At 56.5% G+C, this 18,201-nt stretch carries 13 protein-coding genes and 1 tRNA gene; 13 read left to right on the plus strand and 1 reads right to left on the minus strand.

What is annotated here, in order from left to right; translation table 11 throughout:
• Positions 1-215 precede the first annotated feature (215 nt).
• Positions 216-1,238, minus strand: a complete 1,023-nt coding sequence (locus AB1644_05340) for a potassium channel protein (GenBank protein MEW6050471.1) — start codon at positions 1,236-1,238, stop codon at positions 216-218.
• A gap of 433 nt (positions 1,239-1,671) precedes the next feature.
• On the opposite strand from AB1644_05340, the gene AB1644_05345 reads away from it, so the two are divergent.
• The 13 genes from AB1644_05345 (at position 1,672) to AB1644_05405 (ending at position 18,187) form a co-directional block, all read left to right on the plus strand.
• Positions 1,672-2,070, plus strand: coding sequence for a VanZ family protein (locus AB1644_05345; GenBank protein MEW6050472.1), 399 nt, complete (start codon positions 1,672-1,674; stop codon positions 2,068-2,070).
• Between the two features lie 396 nt (positions 2,071-2,466).
• On the plus strand, positions 2,467-6,681 hold the full coding sequence (locus AB1644_05350; protein ID MEW6050473.1) for a T9SS type A sorting domain-containing protein: 4,215 nt from the start codon (positions 2,467-2,469) through the stop codon (positions 6,679-6,681).
• A gap of 70 nt (positions 6,682-6,751) precedes the next feature.
• Positions 6,752-7,774 (plus strand): T9SS type A sorting domain-containing protein, encoded by a 1,023-nt coding sequence (locus AB1644_05355; protein MEW6050474.1) that lies wholly within the window; start codon positions 6,752-6,754, stop codon positions 7,772-7,774.
• Positions 7,775-7,998: 224 nt separating this feature from the next.
• Positions 7,999-8,997 (plus strand): Stp1/IreP family PP2C-type Ser/Thr phosphatase, encoded by a 999-nt coding sequence (locus tag AB1644_05360; GenBank protein ID MEW6050475.1) that lies wholly within the window; start codon positions 7,999-8,001, stop codon positions 8,995-8,997.
• A gap of 110 nt (positions 8,998-9,107) precedes the next feature.
• On the plus strand, positions 9,108-10,301 hold the full coding sequence (locus AB1644_05365; GenBank protein MEW6050476.1) for a histidine kinase: 1,194 nt from the start codon (positions 9,108-9,110) through the stop codon (positions 10,299-10,301).
• On the plus strand, positions 10,270-11,034 hold the full coding sequence (locus tag AB1644_05370) for a response regulator (GenBank protein MEW6050477.1): 765 nt from the start codon (positions 10,270-10,272) through the stop codon (positions 11,032-11,034). Before AB1644_05365 ends, AB1644_05370 begins: the two co-directional genes overlap by 32 nt.
• A 179-nt stretch (positions 11,035-11,213) precedes the next feature.
• A complete protein-coding gene (locus tag AB1644_05375) occupies positions 11,214-12,884 on the plus strand; it encodes a hypothetical protein (GenBank protein ID MEW6050478.1) in 1,671 nt (556 codons plus the stop codon).
• 135 nt (positions 12,885-13,019) lie between these two features.
• Positions 13,020-13,093, plus strand: a tRNA-Arg gene (locus tag AB1644_05380).
• A 128-nt stretch (positions 13,094-13,221) separates the two neighbouring features.
• Complete coding sequence (gene mtaB / locus AB1644_05385; GenBank protein MEW6050479.1) at positions 13,222-14,517, plus strand: tRNA (N(6)-L-threonylcarbamoyladenosine(37)-C(2))-methylthiotransferase MtaB; 1,296 nt, start codon at positions 13,222-13,224, stop codon at positions 14,515-14,517.
• A 182-nt stretch (positions 14,518-14,699) separates the two neighbouring features.
• Positions 14,700-15,455 (plus strand): hypothetical protein, encoded by a 756-nt coding sequence (locus tag AB1644_05390; GenBank protein MEW6050480.1) that lies wholly within the window; start codon positions 14,700-14,702, stop codon positions 15,453-15,455.
• A 2-nt stretch (positions 15,456-15,457) separates the two neighbouring features.
• Entirely contained in the window at positions 15,458-17,065 is a 1,608-nt protein-coding gene (locus tag AB1644_05395; GenBank protein ID MEW6050481.1) for a flagellar hook-length control protein FliK, read from the plus strand.
• A gap of 11 nt (positions 17,066-17,076) precedes the next feature.
• Complete coding sequence (locus AB1644_05400; GenBank protein MEW6050482.1) at positions 17,077-17,772, plus strand: flagellar hook capping FlgD N-terminal domain-containing protein; 696 nt, start codon at positions 17,077-17,079, stop codon at positions 17,770-17,772.
• A 22-nt stretch (positions 17,773-17,794) separates the two neighbouring features.
• Complete coding sequence (locus AB1644_05405; GenBank protein ID MEW6050483.1) at positions 17,795-18,187, plus strand: TIGR02530 family flagellar biosynthesis protein; 393 nt, start codon at positions 17,795-17,797, stop codon at positions 18,185-18,187.
• The last annotated feature ends 14 nt before the right edge of the window (positions 18,188-18,201 follow it).

Genomic DNA, 18,201 nt, shown 5'->3' on the forward strand with positions numbered 1-18,201 from the left:
GGGTTGGGTTGATCAGTGGCGCCCCATGGCGCGGTGATATCCCCGGTTGGATCGCTTCGCGAACTGTCGACCCCTCGGTGCAAGGTACCTTCACGGGTCCGGACAGCCTGATTACGGCGGCCTCGCCGCCTATCGCTTAACTCCAAAGCGACGTAACGATATGTGACCGCTAAAGATATGGCAAGTGGTTTTTGGAATGACCGGTGGGCCGGATTTCAGACCCCCAGCCCTTTGTTCAGCCGCTCCAGGTCGCTGCCCTGACCCATCACCACCAGTATGTCGTTGCCCGCAATCGGTGTCTGCGAGGCAGGATTGAGGACCATTCGGTTCGCACCCTGCCTGATACCGACGATGGTGACGCCGTAGTCTCGCTTGAGGTTTGAATCCGAGAGACTCTTGCCGACGAACGGTGAGCTCTCCGGTACTCGGATCTCTTCGACGAACAATCCTTCTTCACCGCCAATCGCCATCCGCATGAAATCGACTACATTGGGTCGGAGCGCTGCCATGGCCATGCGAGTACCGCCGAGCACGTGCGGCACGACCACATGATTGGCGCCCGCGCGAAGCAGCTTCTTTTCGCCGTCTTCGTACTCGGCGCGTGAAATAATGGTGAGCGAGGCGTTCAGGTAGCGCGCGGTCAAAATAAGATAAACGTTCTGCGCCTCTTGTGGCAGCGTGGTGATCAGGGTTTTGGCGCGGTCGATCCCAGCTTGTTTCAGTACCTCTTCTTCGGCGGCATCACCGGTGACGAACGGATACCCGGCGTTCTTCACCTGGGCCAGAGCCTCGGGCTCTTTTTCGATCACCACGAACGGCGCCTTCTTGAGAGCGAGTTCCTGCGCCACCTGCCGGCCGACGCGCCCGTAGCCGGCCACGATACAGTGTTCATTCATCTTCTGGATCATATTATTCATCTTCCTTCGTGTCACCATTTCGCCGAACTGGCCCTCGATAACCACCTGTCCGATCACCGAGGCCACGAACCCACCCAGCGCCACGCCGAACAGGATGAGCACCATGTCGAATAGTTTGCCGTTCGACGAGAGCGCCTCCACTTCACCGTAGCCAACGGTCGAGAGGGTAATGACGGTCATGTATACGGCGTTGAGCGGGCTCATGCTCTCGATGACCATGAACCCAATCGTTCCAGCGATCAGAAGCGTCAGGAACGCCAGCAAGGCGAGTTGAAGTTTCTTGCCGGCGCTGAAGTGGTGATTGGCGTTCATTCCTGGCATGGCTGGCCGGATAGTAGGCACTATCGGTGGGAAACGCCACTCTAAAACACTCGGGCGGCGGGCGTCTCTGCCCGACACCTGAGTCGACTCAAGAGTTCTGCAAGGCAGGAAACGATCTCGGCCCCTCACCTGTCGCTTCGCGACATCCTCTCCCCAAAGGGGAGAGGAATTTGTCTGGAATATTAGTAGCGAGCCCACAATCTTCTAACGAAACACTGTCATTATTCTAAGTCCGTTCGACGGGTATTCTTCTGCCTTCTGAGGAAGGTAGCCGCAGGAGCCGTCCCACGCGAAGTCGACGGACCGGATGGGGGAAATGGCAGAAAAGGACGAAGAAATTTTGATACTGGCTGGACCCTGTTGTCATTTTGTCGGTCCCAGATTACCTTTCTATCAAGCACGCCGTTTGCGTGGGAGGGGAGCGATGTATACTATGCCTGTTGGTACCAGTCCGGGTAGGGTCTTTGTTCGGTATCATGCGCCGATGCTCTTTTTCGCGTCGGCGATCATAACCGTCTCGTCAATTCCGGACCTCAAGGGTCCGCAACTGCAGTTTATTCCCTTCGACAAGCTGGCCCATTTTCTTGAATACGCAGTTTTTGCGATTCTGGCTTATCGCTCCTTCTCGCAATTGGTCCCCCAGATGAATCTCGACCTTGCGTATGTTCTCTGTCTGCTGTTTGTTGCGCTGTTTGCCGGGTTTGACGAATACTACCAGAGGTATGTTCCCGGCAGATACACAGATGTGAAAGATTTTGCAACTGACTTAGCGGGAGCGGTGTTAGTGGGGACATTCTTATGGCTCCGCTCTCGTAGAAATGCGCAACCATGATACGAAATGTATCTGTTTGGAACCTGCACATTTTGGGGCTATTTCCTTGACAAGGGTTGGAGAAATGGTATATTTTGGCCGGTCGACAGGGGAAAAGGGTTGCTGGTATTCCTCACGACAAGGCCTTTTCTACTTCATGTGGTCTAACAGAGCTGGTTTGTTTAGTACACTGGTAAGAATTTGACACTCGCGTGATTCAGTCACCACTTTGGTAAGCGGCGGCTATGTCTCGGGGACCGGTATTGTCCCTTTTCGACAAAGCGCCGCGGCGAAGCAGTGGCATAATCCGGGACCTGTAGTCCGGCCCAAGAGCCCCTGAGCTGAGACCGGAGATCGCGCGGACAGATAGATATGGGAAACATTCAATTGTCCAACATGAATGGATAGGAGAACAACATGAAGCGATGGTCTCTGTTGCTGGGACTCCTTGTCGTCCTGCTAGTGTCGTTCGACACGGCTCATGCCCAGGGTTGGGTAGGCGGCAGCATAGGAGTCGATGCAGTACAGGGTCTGGCCCACGGTGACACGGTCTACGTAGGCAGCGACCTTCGATGGATCTTGCGACTTCGCAACGACTCGTTCAATTTCGCCTTCAGCAATGGCTTTAGAGTGTTTACGCCTGATGGCGCCACGTGGGACAGTACCCGCGGTGATACACTCGGCTGGCGGCCGGGAGACCCAACGCCCGGAGTGGCGATCCTGGGAAAAGCCAATTTTGATCTGCCATACGGAATCAACTACTTCCCGCCGAGCCCGTCAACAAGCGTGGGGAGTGATACTGTTGGTTTCATCGCAGCCAAGATATTTGCTACGGGACTTCCTCCCAATTTCAATGACACGGCATGGGCGGTGACTGCCTTTAACATCAACCCGTCGTCGCATGGAAAACATATCTGCGTTGATTCTACGTGGTTCCGTCCTGGCGGTACCTGGAAGTGGCAGGCATCCGGTGGAATTCAACGTTTTCCGGCGTGGAGCGGGCAGGTCTGCTATACCATAGTTGATCCGAATCAGCCCACCGCCGAGTTGGTAGTGGTTCCCGACAGTCTCGGTTTCACGGCCACGGAGGGGGGCGCCAATCCGGCCGCACAGCAGTTCAATGTCTCCGAATTTGGCGGCACCGTGATTCCGTACAGCGCATCGGAAGCCGGGACCTGGCTTTCGCTCACCAATGCCAGCGGCAATACACCGGCGGATGTCGGCGTGAATGTCGATATTACAGGTGTCGCAGCAGGCACGTACACCGAATTGGTGACGGTAAGCTCGACTTCGGCACCATCGAAGACGGTCAAGGTTACGCTGGTGGTCAATCCGGCGCCGAAAGTACTGGTGGTATCGCCTGACACGTTGCGCTTCACTGCCCAGGAAGGGGGCGCGAATCCGGCTTCCCAGAATTTCAACGTGAGCGAAGCGGGCGGCGCGGCTATCGCCTACACGGCGGGTGAATCTGCTACCTGGCTTTCGCTGACTAATCCATCCGGCACAACGCCCGGCGACGTGACAGTGAACGTCATCATGGCGGGTGTTACGGCCGGGAGCTATACGGATCTGGTGACGGTGACTGCAGCCGAAGCAAGCAATTCGCCGCAGCTGGTAGTGATCGAACTGACAGTGACACCGGCGGCCAGCCTAATGGCCATTTCTCCGGATACGCTGAAATTCATCGCGATCGAAGGCGGCCCGAATCCTCCGAACGGGCAATTCCAGGTCACCTCGACCGGCGGCAGCGTGGACTATTTTGCTGAAGACACCTCAACGTGGTTCTCGCTGTTAAATGAAGACAGTGTCACGCCCGACTCGGTTCAGGTGCTGGTCGACATTACCGGTCTTGTGCCCGGCAATTATTTCGGCGACGTAACTTTCACTTCAGGTACGGCCGAAAACAGCCCGCAGGCTCGGGTCGTGATGCTGACCGTGGTGGCGCGTCCGAAGATCCTCGTGACGTCACCTGATACGCTGTACTTTACGGCTGTCGCGGGTGGCGCGAATCCCGCCTCCCAGACGTTTGCCGTTTCCGAACAGGGTGGCGCGGTAATTCCATATACCTCTCTTGAAGGAGCGTCCTGGCTGAGTTTGACCAACGCGTCAGGGAACACCCCGGACCTTGTCACAGTCAACGTTGATATTGCCGGACTCACAGACGGCAGCTACAGCGAGGCGGTCGTGACAACGTCGGCGGATGCTGTCAATGCCGACACCGTGGTGGTGCTACTCGATGTGTCCACGTGTCCACAGTTGATTCTTACCCCGGCGAGCCGAAATTATTCCGTGTACACTAATACATTGCTGGAAATCAGCGATTCCATACAGCTCACCAGAGCTGGCGGCGCGGCATACGGCTGGAACATACTCAATGATGCCGGATTCCAGATCAACCCGACCTCAGGGGTGACGCCTGGTGTCATGACGATCTATGACACGATCACGTATCTCAGCCCCGGGACGTTTACCCGCTGCATTCTAATAGAGGACAGCGCCTGCAGCGCGATCGATTCATTCTGTGTCACGGTCGAAGTCACCGAGGCGCCGTGCGCCCTGATAGTGACCTCGGATTCACTCCTGTCGTTCAACGTGACACAGGGGGATTCGCTGACCACGCCGGCGGCACGCTCGCTGTTCGTGTACAGCTCTGATGATCTGGTCAGTTTCGAGTTTACGGTATCATCGGATTCCGCGTGGGTGCATTTCGCCCCGACTTTCGGCACCTCTCCCGAAAGCATTCTGGTGTCGGTCGACCCGACTGGTCTGCTGCCCGGTACCTATTTTGCCGACTGCCGCATCAGCACCGATAACATTTATGTATGCGAACCGAAGTTCAAGGTTGTCACGGTGATGATGACCGTGGTGGACAGCACCGCCAATCAGTTCTGCGCGTGGGTAGTGGACCCCGACGGCATCCAGATCCCTGGCGCTTTCGTGGACCTGTACGCCAGTTTCCCGGACAGCAACACCTGGCTCGATCGTCAGATATCGGATTCGAGTGGCGCGGTCTGGTTCCCCAGTTTCCCGGATACGTTTGACCTGTTTGCGCATAAAGACGGGTACTATCCGGCTGTGGCGAACGATCTGTCGTTTGGCAACAAGGGTGTGATGCTGGTGCTTCACCCGCTCCGTCCCGTGGTGGTCACCAGCCAGTGGGTTGACTACTTCTGCGATAATAATCTCCTAAACGATTATCCGCTGCCGGCCGGATCGGTGGTGGAAGCGACTGAACCGGGCGGATTGCTGGTCGGTCAGTTCTACGTGACCGAATTCGGCAAGTACGGTTTCATGCCGGTCTATCGTGCTAACGACACGCTGACCGACACGCTGGGCGCCATGACCGGCGACGTGCTCACGTTCTGGGTGAACGGACAGATGGCGATCGCCAACGGCGACGTTACTTATCCGGCTGCGTACGACCGGGTCATGGTCTGTCTCAACGCCGGTGGCGTTATCCAGAAGAACTGCCCGCTCCAAGAAGGCTGGAATCTGGTCTCTTGGAATATCGATACACCGGTTGATTTCCTGCCCGACATACTGGCGCCGATCGACAGTTGTATCGAAGTGGTGCTTGGATTCGAAGGGGGCGGTCTGACGTACGATCCTACACTGCCGCAGTTCTCGACCTTATGGTATGCCGACCATTACAGTGGCTACTGGATAAAGGTCAGGTCGGGTTGCAGCGCCACGTTGTCGCTCACCGGAATTCCGGTCCCCGCCAACACGGCGATCCACGTGTATCGTGGCTGGAACCTGGTCAGCTATCTGCCGGAGTCCCCGTTGGCGCCGGTTGACGCGCTGTCCTCGATCGCGAGCAATCTCGTTATCGCCTACGGCTTCGACAATGGCATCCAGATCTACCGTCCGAGCGGCGGTCAGTTCAATACCCTTACCGAGATGTCGACCTGCCACGGCTACTGGGTCAAAGTGACTCAGAACGGCGATTTGGTCTATCCGGGAGGCGCCGGCACGACTGTGGCGGCTGTTGAAAATCCGCACAATATCGCGGCTCGTCTGGCGGTTCCGTCGGACATCACGCCTACCATGAGCTGGATGAACCTGTATTCTGCCGACCTTACGCTTGATGGCCGGACCGTGAAAGCGGGCACCACAATTACCGCTCATACCGAAAGCGGCGTCAAAGTGGGCAGCTTCACGCTGGCCAAAGACGGCAGCTTCGGCTTCATGCCGGTGTATGCCGATGATGAAGGTAACGGTCTGAAGCGCGGTGAGACATTCGTTCTGAAGGTCAACGGCGTGGAGACCAACGAGCAGTTTACCTACGGCACCGACGGTGATCGGCTTGAGGTGGCGGGGTTGACGGCGAAATCCTCGGATGCCACCCTGCCGGGCAGCTTCGAGCTCGCGCAGAACTATCCGAACCCGTTCAACCCGTCGACCACTATAAGCTTCTCGCTGCCGGTGGGCGGAAAGGCGAAGCTCGAGATCTACAACATTCTTGGTGTGCTGGTGGCTACGCCGTATGATGGCGCTGCCGAAGCCGGGAAAACTGACGTGGTGTGGGACGGCAAGAACGCCAGTGGCGAAACGGTCGCCTCGGGTGTCTACCTCTATCGCCTCACCTCGGGCAGCTTCACCGAAACCAGGAAGATGATGCTCTTGAAGTAGTCGCGTTTTTGAGATACTCTATCGATCCGGCCCCGCCTGGGCGGGGCCGGACGAACAAGGCGGTGATGTTGTGAGAAAGCGCATTGTGATGCTTCTGTTGGCTGCAGGAATAACAGTATGTCTTTCCGGGAACCTGTCGGCCCAGATCATACCCACACCGTGGTGGGCAGGCTTCTATGACAGTTTGTATCTTTCCACGTTCAACGGTGATTCATTACCGCCCGGTTCGATCATACAGGCTTACGACCCACAGGATGTGCTGTGCGGTCAGGATACGGTTGGTGTAGCGGGGACTTTCGGTTTCATGTCGGTGTACGGTGACGACGTTGCCAACACGCCGGCTGTCGACGAAGGGGCTGTTGACGGTGACAGTATCAGATTCAAGGTCAATGGCCGCTGGGCGACGGTAACCGGTGACAACACCTGGGCTGATCAGGTATTGCGACCCGTTTCCCTTTCCGTCACGGGTGCGGTGGTCGCTTTTTCTGCATTGTCGCTTCCGAGGGACACGCTGGTTCCCTTCAACGACACCATCATGTTGTATGGCAGGATTCAGAATAACGGCGACGGGCTCGACTTTTATGGCGTGAATGTCACCGATTCGAAGGGGTGGGAAATCATCTATCCGGTGCAATACAACTATGCTGGTCAGGGACAGTGGGTCGACGTATGGTTTGGCGTTGTTGTACCGACCTGGCCGGGGATTGACACGGTCGAGCACGTTTATTATTCGTTCTTTAGCCACCTTGATACCAGCCAGCACATTGACGATTCGTGCATTTTATTCGTCTCAATTACCGATGTGAACGACGGCAGCAGTTCGCTGCCGAACGGATTCACGCTGTTCCAAAACTACCCGAACCCGTTCAATCCGAGCACGGTTGTTTCGTTCTCGCTGCCGAGCCGAAGCGCCGTGCAGTTCGAAGTGTACGATATGCTAGGGCGACAGGTTGAATTCCGAGACCTGGGGAGTCTGAATTCGGGCAACCACGAGATCGAGTTTGACGCTTCATCGCTTGCCAGCGGCGTCTATCTGTATCGCATCGTGACCGAAGAGGCGAGCCTCTCGCGGAAGATGATGCTGGTCAAATAGAATTATCATCCGATCGTGAACCTTGGAAAACCCCGGCTGCCGCCGGGGTTTTTCTTATAGTGGAGTGTGACGGGTGACAGGAGCCTTTGGAAATGCTCTTCGAGTCCGGCAAGCTTCCGGCGAAATCGGAGCAGTGGTGTCAATTTAGTAGTTGCTCGCTGGTTGCGATGGGTGGTATACTTTTTGATATATTTGATTTGGACAATTCTGCAGCAAGGACACATGTGCCGCTGAAACTCAAGGTTATCGCCCGCACGGACAAAGGGCTGGTCCGCCCCGGCAATGAGGATTATCTCCATATCGATGACGAAAACCTGGTGTACGCAGTATGCGACGGTATGGGAGGACACCAGGCCGGTGAGGTAGCATCGATGACCGCCTCAGAAGTTATCAAGACGGCGTTTTTGGAATTTTCCGCGGAATTGATGCAGGACCCCTTGCTCACGCTGAATCGAACCGTCCCCGGCACCGGCGACCTACTTCTCAAGGCAATTCGCCTGGCCAATCGGGCCATTTATCGGAAGGCGCAGATGGACCCATCGCTGACCGGCATGGGCACAACGATCATCTCGGTGGCCTGTGAGGCGGACATCATGTCAATCGCTCACGTGGGGGACAGCCGCGCCTACCGTCTGCGTCAGGACAAGATCGAGCCGCTTACTGTCGACCACTCCTGGGTGGCGGAGATGCAGGCTCAGCAGAATCTCAGCCGGGAAGAGGCGAACGCGCTGGTGGGAAAGAACATCATTCTGAGAGCACTGGGTGTTCGCGAGAATATCGAGATCGACTACCGCATCATCCGTTTGCAGCCAGGGGATCAATTCCTGTTGTGCTCCGATGGTCTCTGTGGATATGCCGATGATGACGAGATTTTCGAGATCGCCCGTCCACGGCGGGACAATCTCGAAAAGATGGCCGAGGACCTCATCCAGATGGCCAACGACCGAGGGGGGCCGGACAACGTGAGTGTTATCATCATCGAGGTACTGGAGGTGAACAAATCGGTGCTGCCGGAGCTTGAGGTCATGACCTTCCCGTCCGAATCGCCGGAGGCACTGGAGGCGGAGGATCATTGGATCGATAAGATCCTGGCGCGTCAGCCGACCGTCACGGCGGAAATCCAATCCGGGACCGGATCCCCGCGCCCGCTGCTTCTGGCGGGTATTTTCTGCCTGTTTGCGGCCGTGGCTGCCCTCATTGTGTACCTTGTTGCCTTCAAATGATCCGTCTGTCAGGCGGGCCAATCGCTGACCGCATCAATAATTCCCCTGCCGTAATCTCGCGATTCCGATATATACTGTAGCTGCCGGAGATATGCGGCCAAAGAGCGATTATGATCAGCCAGACAAAAAACGAACAGCCGTTGCTGGGTCTTACTGGTAGGCGAAATTGGCTCATCCTGTGGTTACTCTGGACCGCCATAGGGCTCCTTCATGCCGTGCGGTTGTACACGGTCTACAACTTCCGAATGCAGGAGCTGTGGCTGTCGTGGCCGCAGGCTATTGTCTGGTCCCTGATCGAATGGTATATTTGGGGCCTTCTCAGTCTGGTCATCGTGCGCGTGTGCGTCTGGTTGCCCTTTGATCGCAAGACCTGGAAGCGCAGTCTGTTTCTTCAGATTGCCGCAGCCGTGCCAATCGTGCTCTTGCACGTGGTGGTCTGGGCCTCCCTCTCGCGTGCAACAAGTCACTGGTACTACAATAAGGTTACCTCGTTCGCCGGCACGTATTCTGATGCGATCCTTGGAGGCATAGTGGGTCGCGCCCAGGCGGGACTGCTCACTTACTTTCTGATTGCGGCCGCGGTATACGCCATCCGGCACTACCGGAGCCTGAGGGAGCGGGAGGTCCATCTGGCGAGTCTGCAGGCGCAGTTGGCCGGTGCCCGTCTGGAAACACTCAAGGCGCAACTCCATCCCCATTTTCTCTTTAACACGCTCAATGCCATCTCGAGCTTGATCCACACCGATCCGGGGCAGGCCGATTATGTCATCGCCCGCCTCAGCGACTTGCTTCGCACCACACTTGATTCCTCCGCCAGCCAACAATGGACTCTGCGGCAGGAACTGGCATTCCTGGACTGTTATCTGGATATCCAGAAATGCCGTTTCCCCGATCGACTTCGTGTGCGGCAAGATATTGACCCCGATACTCTCGATGCGCTCGTGCCGACAGTGGCTCTTCAACCGCTCGTGGAGAACGCAATCCGACACGGGATTTCACACCGGGTTGAGGGAGGGGAGTTGATCATCAGAGGAAGGCGCGAAAACACACAGCTCGTGCTGGAGGTTGCCGACGATGGCCCGGGTTTCGTGAACGGTAACCGCGACGGCAGCGGGAAGGGGATAGCGTTGACGCGCGACCGCTTGCATCAGTTCTTTGGGGAGAACGGTTCGCTCACGATTACACAACAGCGTCATAACGGTGTTCTGGCCTCAATTCGAATTCCCCTCATAATGGATAATCGCAAATGCGAAGATTTCGCGGATCAACAGAATGGATCGCCCGGTTCGAGCGCTGATCGTTGATGACGAGCCGCTGGCACGCAAGCGGATCATGACTCTCCTTTCGAGTTTCGCGGACATTACGGTTATAGGCGAGGCGGCCAATGGCGTGGAGGCGATAGAGGCGATCCGTCGGCGTACCCCCGATCTGGTATTCCTCGATGTGCAGATGCCGGGACTCGATGGGTTCGATGTGATCCGCGAGATAGGTACCGAGCGAATGCCGATGGTGATCTTCGTGACGGCGTTCGACACGCATGCGGTGAAAGCGTTCGAGGTAAACGCCCTTGATTATCTGTTGAAGCCGTTCGACAAGAGCCGGTTCGCCAAAGCGCTTGAACGAGCGTTTGGAGAACTGCGGCATCGAAAGCCTGCAGGGCAATTGTCAAATCTGCTGGCTGCTGCCACCATGCGCCCACCTGAAGAGATGCGGCTCTTGGTGCGTACGTTCGGTCGTGTAACCATCGTTATAGCCGGACAGATCGATTGGATTCGCTCGGCCGGCAATTATGCCGAGTTGCACGTCGGCCATGAAACGCACCTGTTGCGCGAGACGATGCAGACTCTCGGCGCGCGCCTCCGGCCGGCCGGTTTCGTGCGGATACACCGCGGTTATATCATAAACAAAAGGCGCGTTCGTTCATTGCGAATTCACGACGACGGCGACGGTACCGTCCTGCTTCACGACCATACCGAACTGCCGCTGAGCCGGAGATATCGACGAGCGCTCGACCAGATGTTGCACTCAGATCAGTGACCTTCAGGTAACGGTCCTCTCCGCTTATCACCCTCAGCCCACCGTCTGTCACTCTTAGCGCGGCTTTCTGTGCCCTGCGAGTAGCTTACGGCTGAGAAATTGAATCGCTGCTCCGGGCGGGTCATGCTCCGTGCAACGGTTCATCATACGATTGTACTCATTGGCACATAGAGGAAACCATGACGCGCACAACCAACGTATGTTCAGCCGCATTGGCAGCGGTGCTGATTGCAGGGTCTGCGTATGCGGCACTGCTGCAGGTACCGCAGGATTTCAGCACCGTACAGGGGGCAGTCACCGCCGCCGCTACCGGCGATACGGTTCTGGTAAACGACGGGACGTATTATGAAAACATCGGGATCACGGGCAAGACCATTGTACTGGCCAGCGAGTTCCTTATCGACGGCGACCCGCAGCATATCTTGAACACCGTGCTCGACGGTTCTCAGCCGTCCCACCCCGATACCGGGAGTGTACTTCGAGTGTATCAGGCCGGGACGACGATTATTGACGGTTTCTCAATCGTCAACGGCAACGGCACGGCCTGGCGCGATATCTCGGACAATCGCATTTATCGTGAGGGGGGTGGGATTTTGGTGGAGGCATCGGATCCGATCATCAGAAACAACCTCATTGCCGGAAACAGCGCCACCATTGTCGGCCCTGGCGTTACCAGCGCCGGCGGCGGGGGAATCCGAGCCGGGTTTACGACAGTGACGCTTGAAGGGAACGTAATTGCGGATAATACCGGGCTGTATGGTGCCGGGATTGTTCTCTTTCATGCCGGTGGCGTCATTCGCAACAACACGATTGTCCACAACCAGGGTGGCAGCGCTTTCGGAGGTGGCGGCATTTGGGCATGGGCCAACAGCATGGTCATTCAGGTTTTCAACAATACTATCGTGAACAACATATCCGCGACGCTTGGTGGCGGCATTGATGTCCAGACCTCCACCCCCGAGATTCTCAATAACCTCATCTGGGGAAACCAGGCCGTCACCGGTCCGAGCATACAACTACGAGGCGGCACGCTGGGAACGATAGTCCAGTACAATGACGTACAAGGTGGTTTCGCCGGCACCGGTAATATCAACCAGACGCCCACACTCAATCTGGCAAACTTCCTTCAGGATGCAACGTCCCCCTGTGTCGACAGCGGTTCATCATCGGTGATCCATAACGACCCGGAGGACCTGTCCAACCCAGGATTCGCGCTGTACCCGTCACATGGGACGCTGCGGAATGATCAGGGTGCATACGGCGGTCCGGCGCGTCGGACATATCCCTTGTTCACCGATCCTGTTCTTGCTGTACTCACGGATACCGTGCGCTATGACACGGTACGGGTGGGTCAATTTCGTTCAATGCCAGTACAGCTCCACAAAGCGAATTTCGGCCTCATCATGATCGATAGCGTGCGATTCCGCGGGTCCTTCGCGTCGGACCTCTCGACTATAACTACGTTGCCGCTGGCGGTGGGCCCGGCACTTCCGGATTCTCTTGATTCATTGCAAATAACCTGGACTCCTTCTGATTCGGGTGTCATGCGTGACAACATGCTGGTGTACCATTCCTGTCTAAGCGTCGCCAACCCCCTCGTGGTGCCGCTTACGGGTTACGCCGATGCCTCATGCTGTCACGGCGTGACCGGGAATCTCGATGGTGATGTTTTGGACATGGTCGATATCTCCGACCTGACGGCGCTGGTGGGGTATCTATTTTCAGGAGGGATTATTTCGGATTGCTTTGAGGAGAATGATGTCGACCTGTCGGCCAGCGTTGATATCTCTGATCTGACGATAGTCGTGGAGTTCCTGTTTTTTGGAGCCAGTCTGGCCGCCTGCCCCTGACGGATCAGGGTGGATACGCAGGTTTCAAAGACGTCACAGCGATTTCCCAGCCCTTTCATTGGCCATAGACGGGGTCCGACATTTCACTTGTCGGGCCCTGTCACCGGTAGTATATTGGCCCGCACAAGCGAACATGCGCCCGTAGCTCAACTGGATAGAGCGTCTGGCTACGGACCAGAAGGTTGAGGGTTCAAATCCTTCCGGGCGTATTGTTTTACCGTCGAATCCCACATGATTACCGTCTCGAAGAAACCAACCCCCCCGACCTTTTCACACGTGCGTTTTCCCGTTCGTAACCCGAGGAAATCCATTATATTGCCGGCCAATGAACGAGCGGATGACCAAAAGAGTATCGCTTCACACCATTGGCTGCCGTCTGAACCAATACGAGACGGAGAAGATGGCGGCCGAACTGTACCCATACGGTTTCCAGCGGGCCGAACCGGGTGAGATCGCAGATTTGTATATCATCAATACCTGCACGGTAACGCACAAGGCGGATGCCGATTGCCGTCAGATCATCAAAAGAGCGACTCGCCAGAATCCCGACGCGCGAGTGGTCGTGGCCGGTTGTTACGTAGACAACGACCCGGATCGTGTTGCTGGTCTTGAAGGGGTCCATACTATCGTACGCAATCATGACAAGAGCCGGATCGCCCAAATTCTTCCCGGCAGGTTTCCTGAACTGTTCGATACCGAGCCGGATATGAGTTGCTCTACCAATATCAGCGACTTTCACGGACACAACCGGGCTTGGCTGAAGGTCTCCGATGGCTGCAATCAGTGGTGCTCGTTCTGTATCATCCCTCGTGTGCGCGGGCGACTTCGCAACCGGCCGGCCAACGAGATTATTTCGGAGATCAACAGTCTGGTCTCGAACGGTTACCAGGAAGTGGTGCTGACCGGTGTCCATCTGGGGCATTACAAGAACCGGACAGTTGAGCCCGAGATGAAGAACCTGGCGGCACTGTGCCGTTTGATTCTTGAGAAGACACCGGTGAGTCGTATACGACTCTCCTCGCTTGAGCCACAGACGGTTCGCGAGGAACTGGTGGAGGTGTATGGGCGCTCTGAGGGGAGGATCTGCCGACACATGCATCTGCCGCTTCAATCGGGATCGTCGCGCATTCTGAAACTGATGCTTCGCCCGTATGACCAGAACACGTATATCAAACGCGCGAGCGCAGTCAAGGACGCCCAGGCTAACACGATCATCGGCGCCGATGTGATTGTCGGGTTTCCCGGCGAGACCAACGAAGATTTCGAACACACGCGAAGACTGGCCGAATCGGGCCTGATTGATTATCTGCATGTCTTCAGTTACTCCGATCGACCCGGCACAAAGGCATCGTTGCTTTCCGACAAGGTCGCGCCGGAGATCATCAGGGAACGAAACGCTACTCTCACCGAAATATCTCAGCGAATCCGCGCGCAGGCTTTGAAGCGCCAGATTGGAGAACGACTTGAGGTCATCGCCGAACACAAGTGTGAGGCGGATGGCTCTTTTTTTGCAGTGAGCGACAACTACCTCAAGGTGAAATTGCCCTCTCATCTGGAGGGGGGCAAGCGGTTGATTCCGGTGCGTGTGACCGGTGCGACCGACGAATATCTTCTGGCTGACACAGTTTGTTGAACACGAACTAATTTCCCATCGCATCGGAACATTCTTCCAAACCGGCATCACACACCTGTCTGATGGCGGTTTCTGATCCCACACTAATTCACAACCGGACAACGGCTTAGCTTGTTGGCCTGCTCGCGGCATGGGCGTTGCATTGCGCTGCTGTGGACAAATAGCATTTGTCGGAGTCTATCGTGGCGAAAGAAACGAAACCGAAAACTGAAGAGACGCCGCAGCCTGATGCCGTGGCCCCCAACACGAAAGCCAAACGGGGACTGCCGGGATGGATCTGGTACATCGTGTACGGATTCGCAGGACTGGCGGTGATTGCCGGCATTGCGTTCGGAACCCTCATGCTCGTCGGCAACGACGGGAAGCCGGCTACAGACCTGTCAGCCCCAGATACGACACATGCCGTGACGGACAGTCTTGAACACGCCAAACATACTGGGGACTCACTTGCCGATGGTCTTGCGGAATTCGGCCTGTTGGAGGATTCCACTTCCGAGATAGAGAAGATGCTCAAGAGTATTGAGATACTGGATCAGCCATCGTCTGACGATCTGGTCGAGGCAGACTCGCTCACACTTGAAGAAGCAGATTCGGCCGCCGCGCCGGAACTGTTCAAAGCGGAGAAGGAAAAGCTGGCCGCACGTGAGGCCACGCTCGACCGCCGACAGAAGGATATTGAACTTCGCGAGCAGAAACTGAGTCAACAAATGCTCAAGATCGAGCAGGCGTCAAGCCAACGAGTGATCGATCTGGCGAAATTATACGATGCCATGCAGCCGCAGGCGGTGGCCAACCTGATGTCCAATCTGGATGACACGACAGTGGTAGCGATAATTCCGAGGATGAAGCCAAAGGTGGCGTCGCAGGTGCTGCAGCTTCTGCCGCCGCAGCGCGCCGCCGGAATCTCCAAACAGATAATCACGCTGGCAAAGGATTGACTGTGATTCCCAAGTCGAACCTCATGCTCGATCCTCTCGTAGCGCTCCTGGCCGGCTCCAAGGTAAGCGGACCAACCGGTTCGATACCACAGGTTCAGGCCGATGCGGCTTTGTTTGGCGACATTCTTGGGTTGCTCGGGAATTTCAAGACTAACAATGCCGAGCTGTTGTCGCTTCCCAAGAGTAATGCCGATGAACGGACCCAATACGGTTCGTCAGTATCCGATATGGTCGCGCCTGCATCCAATTTCCTGGCCGTTAGTCAGTCCGGTCTCGCACCGGCGGTGAGCGTTCCGGTGGTCGAGACCTCGGCGATGCAGACAGAAACCCCGCCATCATCCGGACTTCTCGCTCATGATGATGCCACCCTCGATGCAGTGAATAGGTTCGCACAGGAAGCTGCTGCCGGATTCGTTTCACCCGAGACCAACAAAACGGACTTTGCAGTAAGCCAGGTTCCGACTACGTGGTATGAAATACCCGAAAACGCCACAGCGGACGGTGCTTTTCGCGTGTTGTCGTCAAAACAGATCGGCGACCAGCTGGAACTTCGATTGGTTTCCGCCAGTGGTCCGAACAATGTACTGAAGCTCACTCTGCCCACGGAGTTCGTACGGACGGCAGCGAGCGACAACGGTGCAGCGGCGGCTGCCGGGAAATCGCCGGCCACACCAAAGGCGCTCCGTGTTTCCCTGCCGGAAACTTACCCAATGGCGGGACCATTCGACGAGCTGCTCGGGAAGCTGAAAGTCAGCGAGATTACGCTCAATTCCGAACCGGTGGTTCGTCAGTCTGAGTCGGCGCCAGAGTTGATTCGATTCACGATCACGGTCGTCCGATCCGAGGGCGCGAGCCATCTCATCACTACCGTGCCAAAAGCCCAGGTCAGGATTCTCAGCGCCGCACCTGTTTCGGTCTCAGTTTCACAAACTGGAATTTCGGTCAATGAGATGACCGTTCGCAGTGAAGCTGATCCTTCAAAAGCCGCAATCCCTGCGACCGGAACTGTCCGAACCGACGGAGTCATACACGAGTCCCAGGTTTTATCGTCGACACCGACGGCCGTCAAGTGGGATGCAGACGAAAAAACAATAGAGTCAATGTTCGATACCAAATCATTGCAGCCAGGGGTCGATCGGACAGCGATGCAGCAGCGTCCGGTCGATACCCCGCCTGTTAAAGCCCCGGTGCGCTTCACACTGCCCGACATGCCGCCGACTCTGACTACCGGCACCAAAACACTCACCGTCAAGCTGGAGCCGGAACATTTGGGACCGGCGCGACTGCACCTCAGTGTAGTCAACGATACGGTCAGTGCTCGCCTGAGTGTCGACACGGCTGCCGCCAAGGTAGCGGTGGAACGGTCACTCGATCAGCTGACCGATCAATTATCACGGGCCGGGATCAAAGTGAACTATATCGAAGTGAGTCTTCGCGGTGGCTCGCAGCACGAGGCGTTCCATCGTCAGGCCAACTGGTTCCGTCCGCAGCAGCGTCAGGTGCGAGTATCGGCGGACGAAGGCGCGATAACCTCGATGGCAATGCAGGCCATCGCTTCGCCGCCGTCGAGAACATACCTGAACGCCCGCAGCGTTAACCTGTTTGCATAGGAGAAAGAGCCATGTCATTTATATCACCCGTCGCCACCGATGCCAGCGGGCAACAGCGCCAAACCGGTTCTATGCAGTCGCTCGGCAAGGATGACTTTCTCCAGTTGCTTGTCACCAAGCTTCAGAACCAGGACCCCTTGCAGCCGATGCAGGACGAGGATTTCATCGCCCAGTTGGCGCAGTTTTCGAGCCTCGAACAGATGAACAATATCGCCGAGGGTATCAGCACCTCGAATCAGTGGGACTACCTGCAGATGCAGTCCTTGAACAACGCCATGGCATCGAGCCTGATCGGAAAGGATATCAAAGCTGAGTACAGCGCCGTCCACGTGGACGCCAGCAACAAGCCCGAGATCAGTTTCAGGCTGGATGGCGCGGCCAGCACCGTCGAGTTTGTTATCAAAGATGCGTCTGGGAACACTGTCACGACACTGTCGGCGCGCAATCTGTCGTCGGGCGTAAATTCTATCGAGTGGGACGGTACCGACCTTCATGGCAACAGGGTAGATCAGGGAGACTATACCGTATCGGCGCTCGCCACGCGAGCCGATGGCGAGACATTCACTCCAAGCCTCACACTGGTGGGTACGGTCGAAACGATCCTGTATCACAATGGCTCGGCCTACGTGACGGTCGGCGGCCTGCAAATTCCGCTTGGGGATATTGCGGCGGTGGGCGAAGCCGGCTCCTTCAAGGATCAGGACTGAGACAGGATGTGGAGAGAGTGATATGAGCGGCGTAAAGATCACAGCATATCGGCAACCGGTCGACCTGGTGGAGATCGCCAACCGGGGGAAAGCCGAACCGAAAACGGACAAGCCGGACGGATCCTTCAAGGAGATGTTCTCTCGGGAACTGACCGGGGAACGCGGCGTGACCGTCTCGCGACATGCCGGCGAACGGCTTCACTCGCGCAACATGAGTTTGAGCGACGAACGCCTGCAGCAGGTAGCCGATGCGCTCGACAAAGCGGAATTGAAGGGTTCTCGCGAAACGCTGATCCTGTTTGAGGACCTGGCGCTGGTCGCCTCGGTCAAGAACCGCACGATCATCACCGCCTTCGACCGGGACAATCTGAAAGAGGGCGTGGTCACTTCCATCGATTCGGCGGTCATACTGTGAAAGCAACATGTATT

The organism is Candidatus Zixiibacteriota bacterium, assembly GCA_040753875.1.
Lineage (GTDB): Bacteria > Zixibacteria > MSB-5A5 > GN15 > FEB-12 > DATKJY01.

What these genes read in the sequence shown, in the direction of transcription:
- AB1644_05350 (MEW6050473.1), top strand. Translation starts at nt 2,467, where the DNA reads ATGAAGCGATGGTCTCTGTTGCTGGGACTCCTTGTCGTCCTGCTAGTG.
- mtaB (MEW6050479.1), top strand. Translation starts at nt 13,222, where the DNA reads ATGACCAAAAGAGTATCGCTTCACACCATTGGCTGCCGTCTGAACCAA.
- AB1644_05340 (MEW6050471.1), bottom strand. Translation starts at nt 1,238, where the DNA reads ATGCCAGGAATGAACGCCAATCACCACTTCAGCGCCGGCAAGAAACTT.
- AB1644_05345 (MEW6050472.1), top strand. Translation starts at nt 1,672, where the DNA reads ATGCCTGTTGGTACCAGTCCGGGTAGGGTCTTTGTTCGGTATCATGCG.
- AB1644_05375 (MEW6050478.1), top strand. Translation starts at nt 11,214, where the DNA reads ATGACGCGCACAACCAACGTATGTTCAGCCGCATTGGCAGCGGTGCTG.
- AB1644_05400 (MEW6050482.1), top strand. Translation starts at nt 17,077, where the DNA reads ATGTCATTTATATCACCCGTCGCCACCGATGCCAGCGGGCAACAGCGC.
- AB1644_05370 (MEW6050477.1), top strand. Translation starts at nt 10,270, where the DNA reads ATGGATCGCCCGGTTCGAGCGCTGATCGTTGATGACGAGCCGCTGGCA.
- AB1644_05405 (MEW6050483.1), top strand. Translation starts at nt 17,795, where the DNA reads ATGAGCGGCGTAAAGATCACAGCATATCGGCAACCGGTCGACCTGGTG.
- AB1644_05365 (MEW6050476.1), top strand. Translation starts at nt 9,108, where the DNA reads ATGATCAGCCAGACAAAAAACGAACAGCCGTTGCTGGGTCTTACTGGT.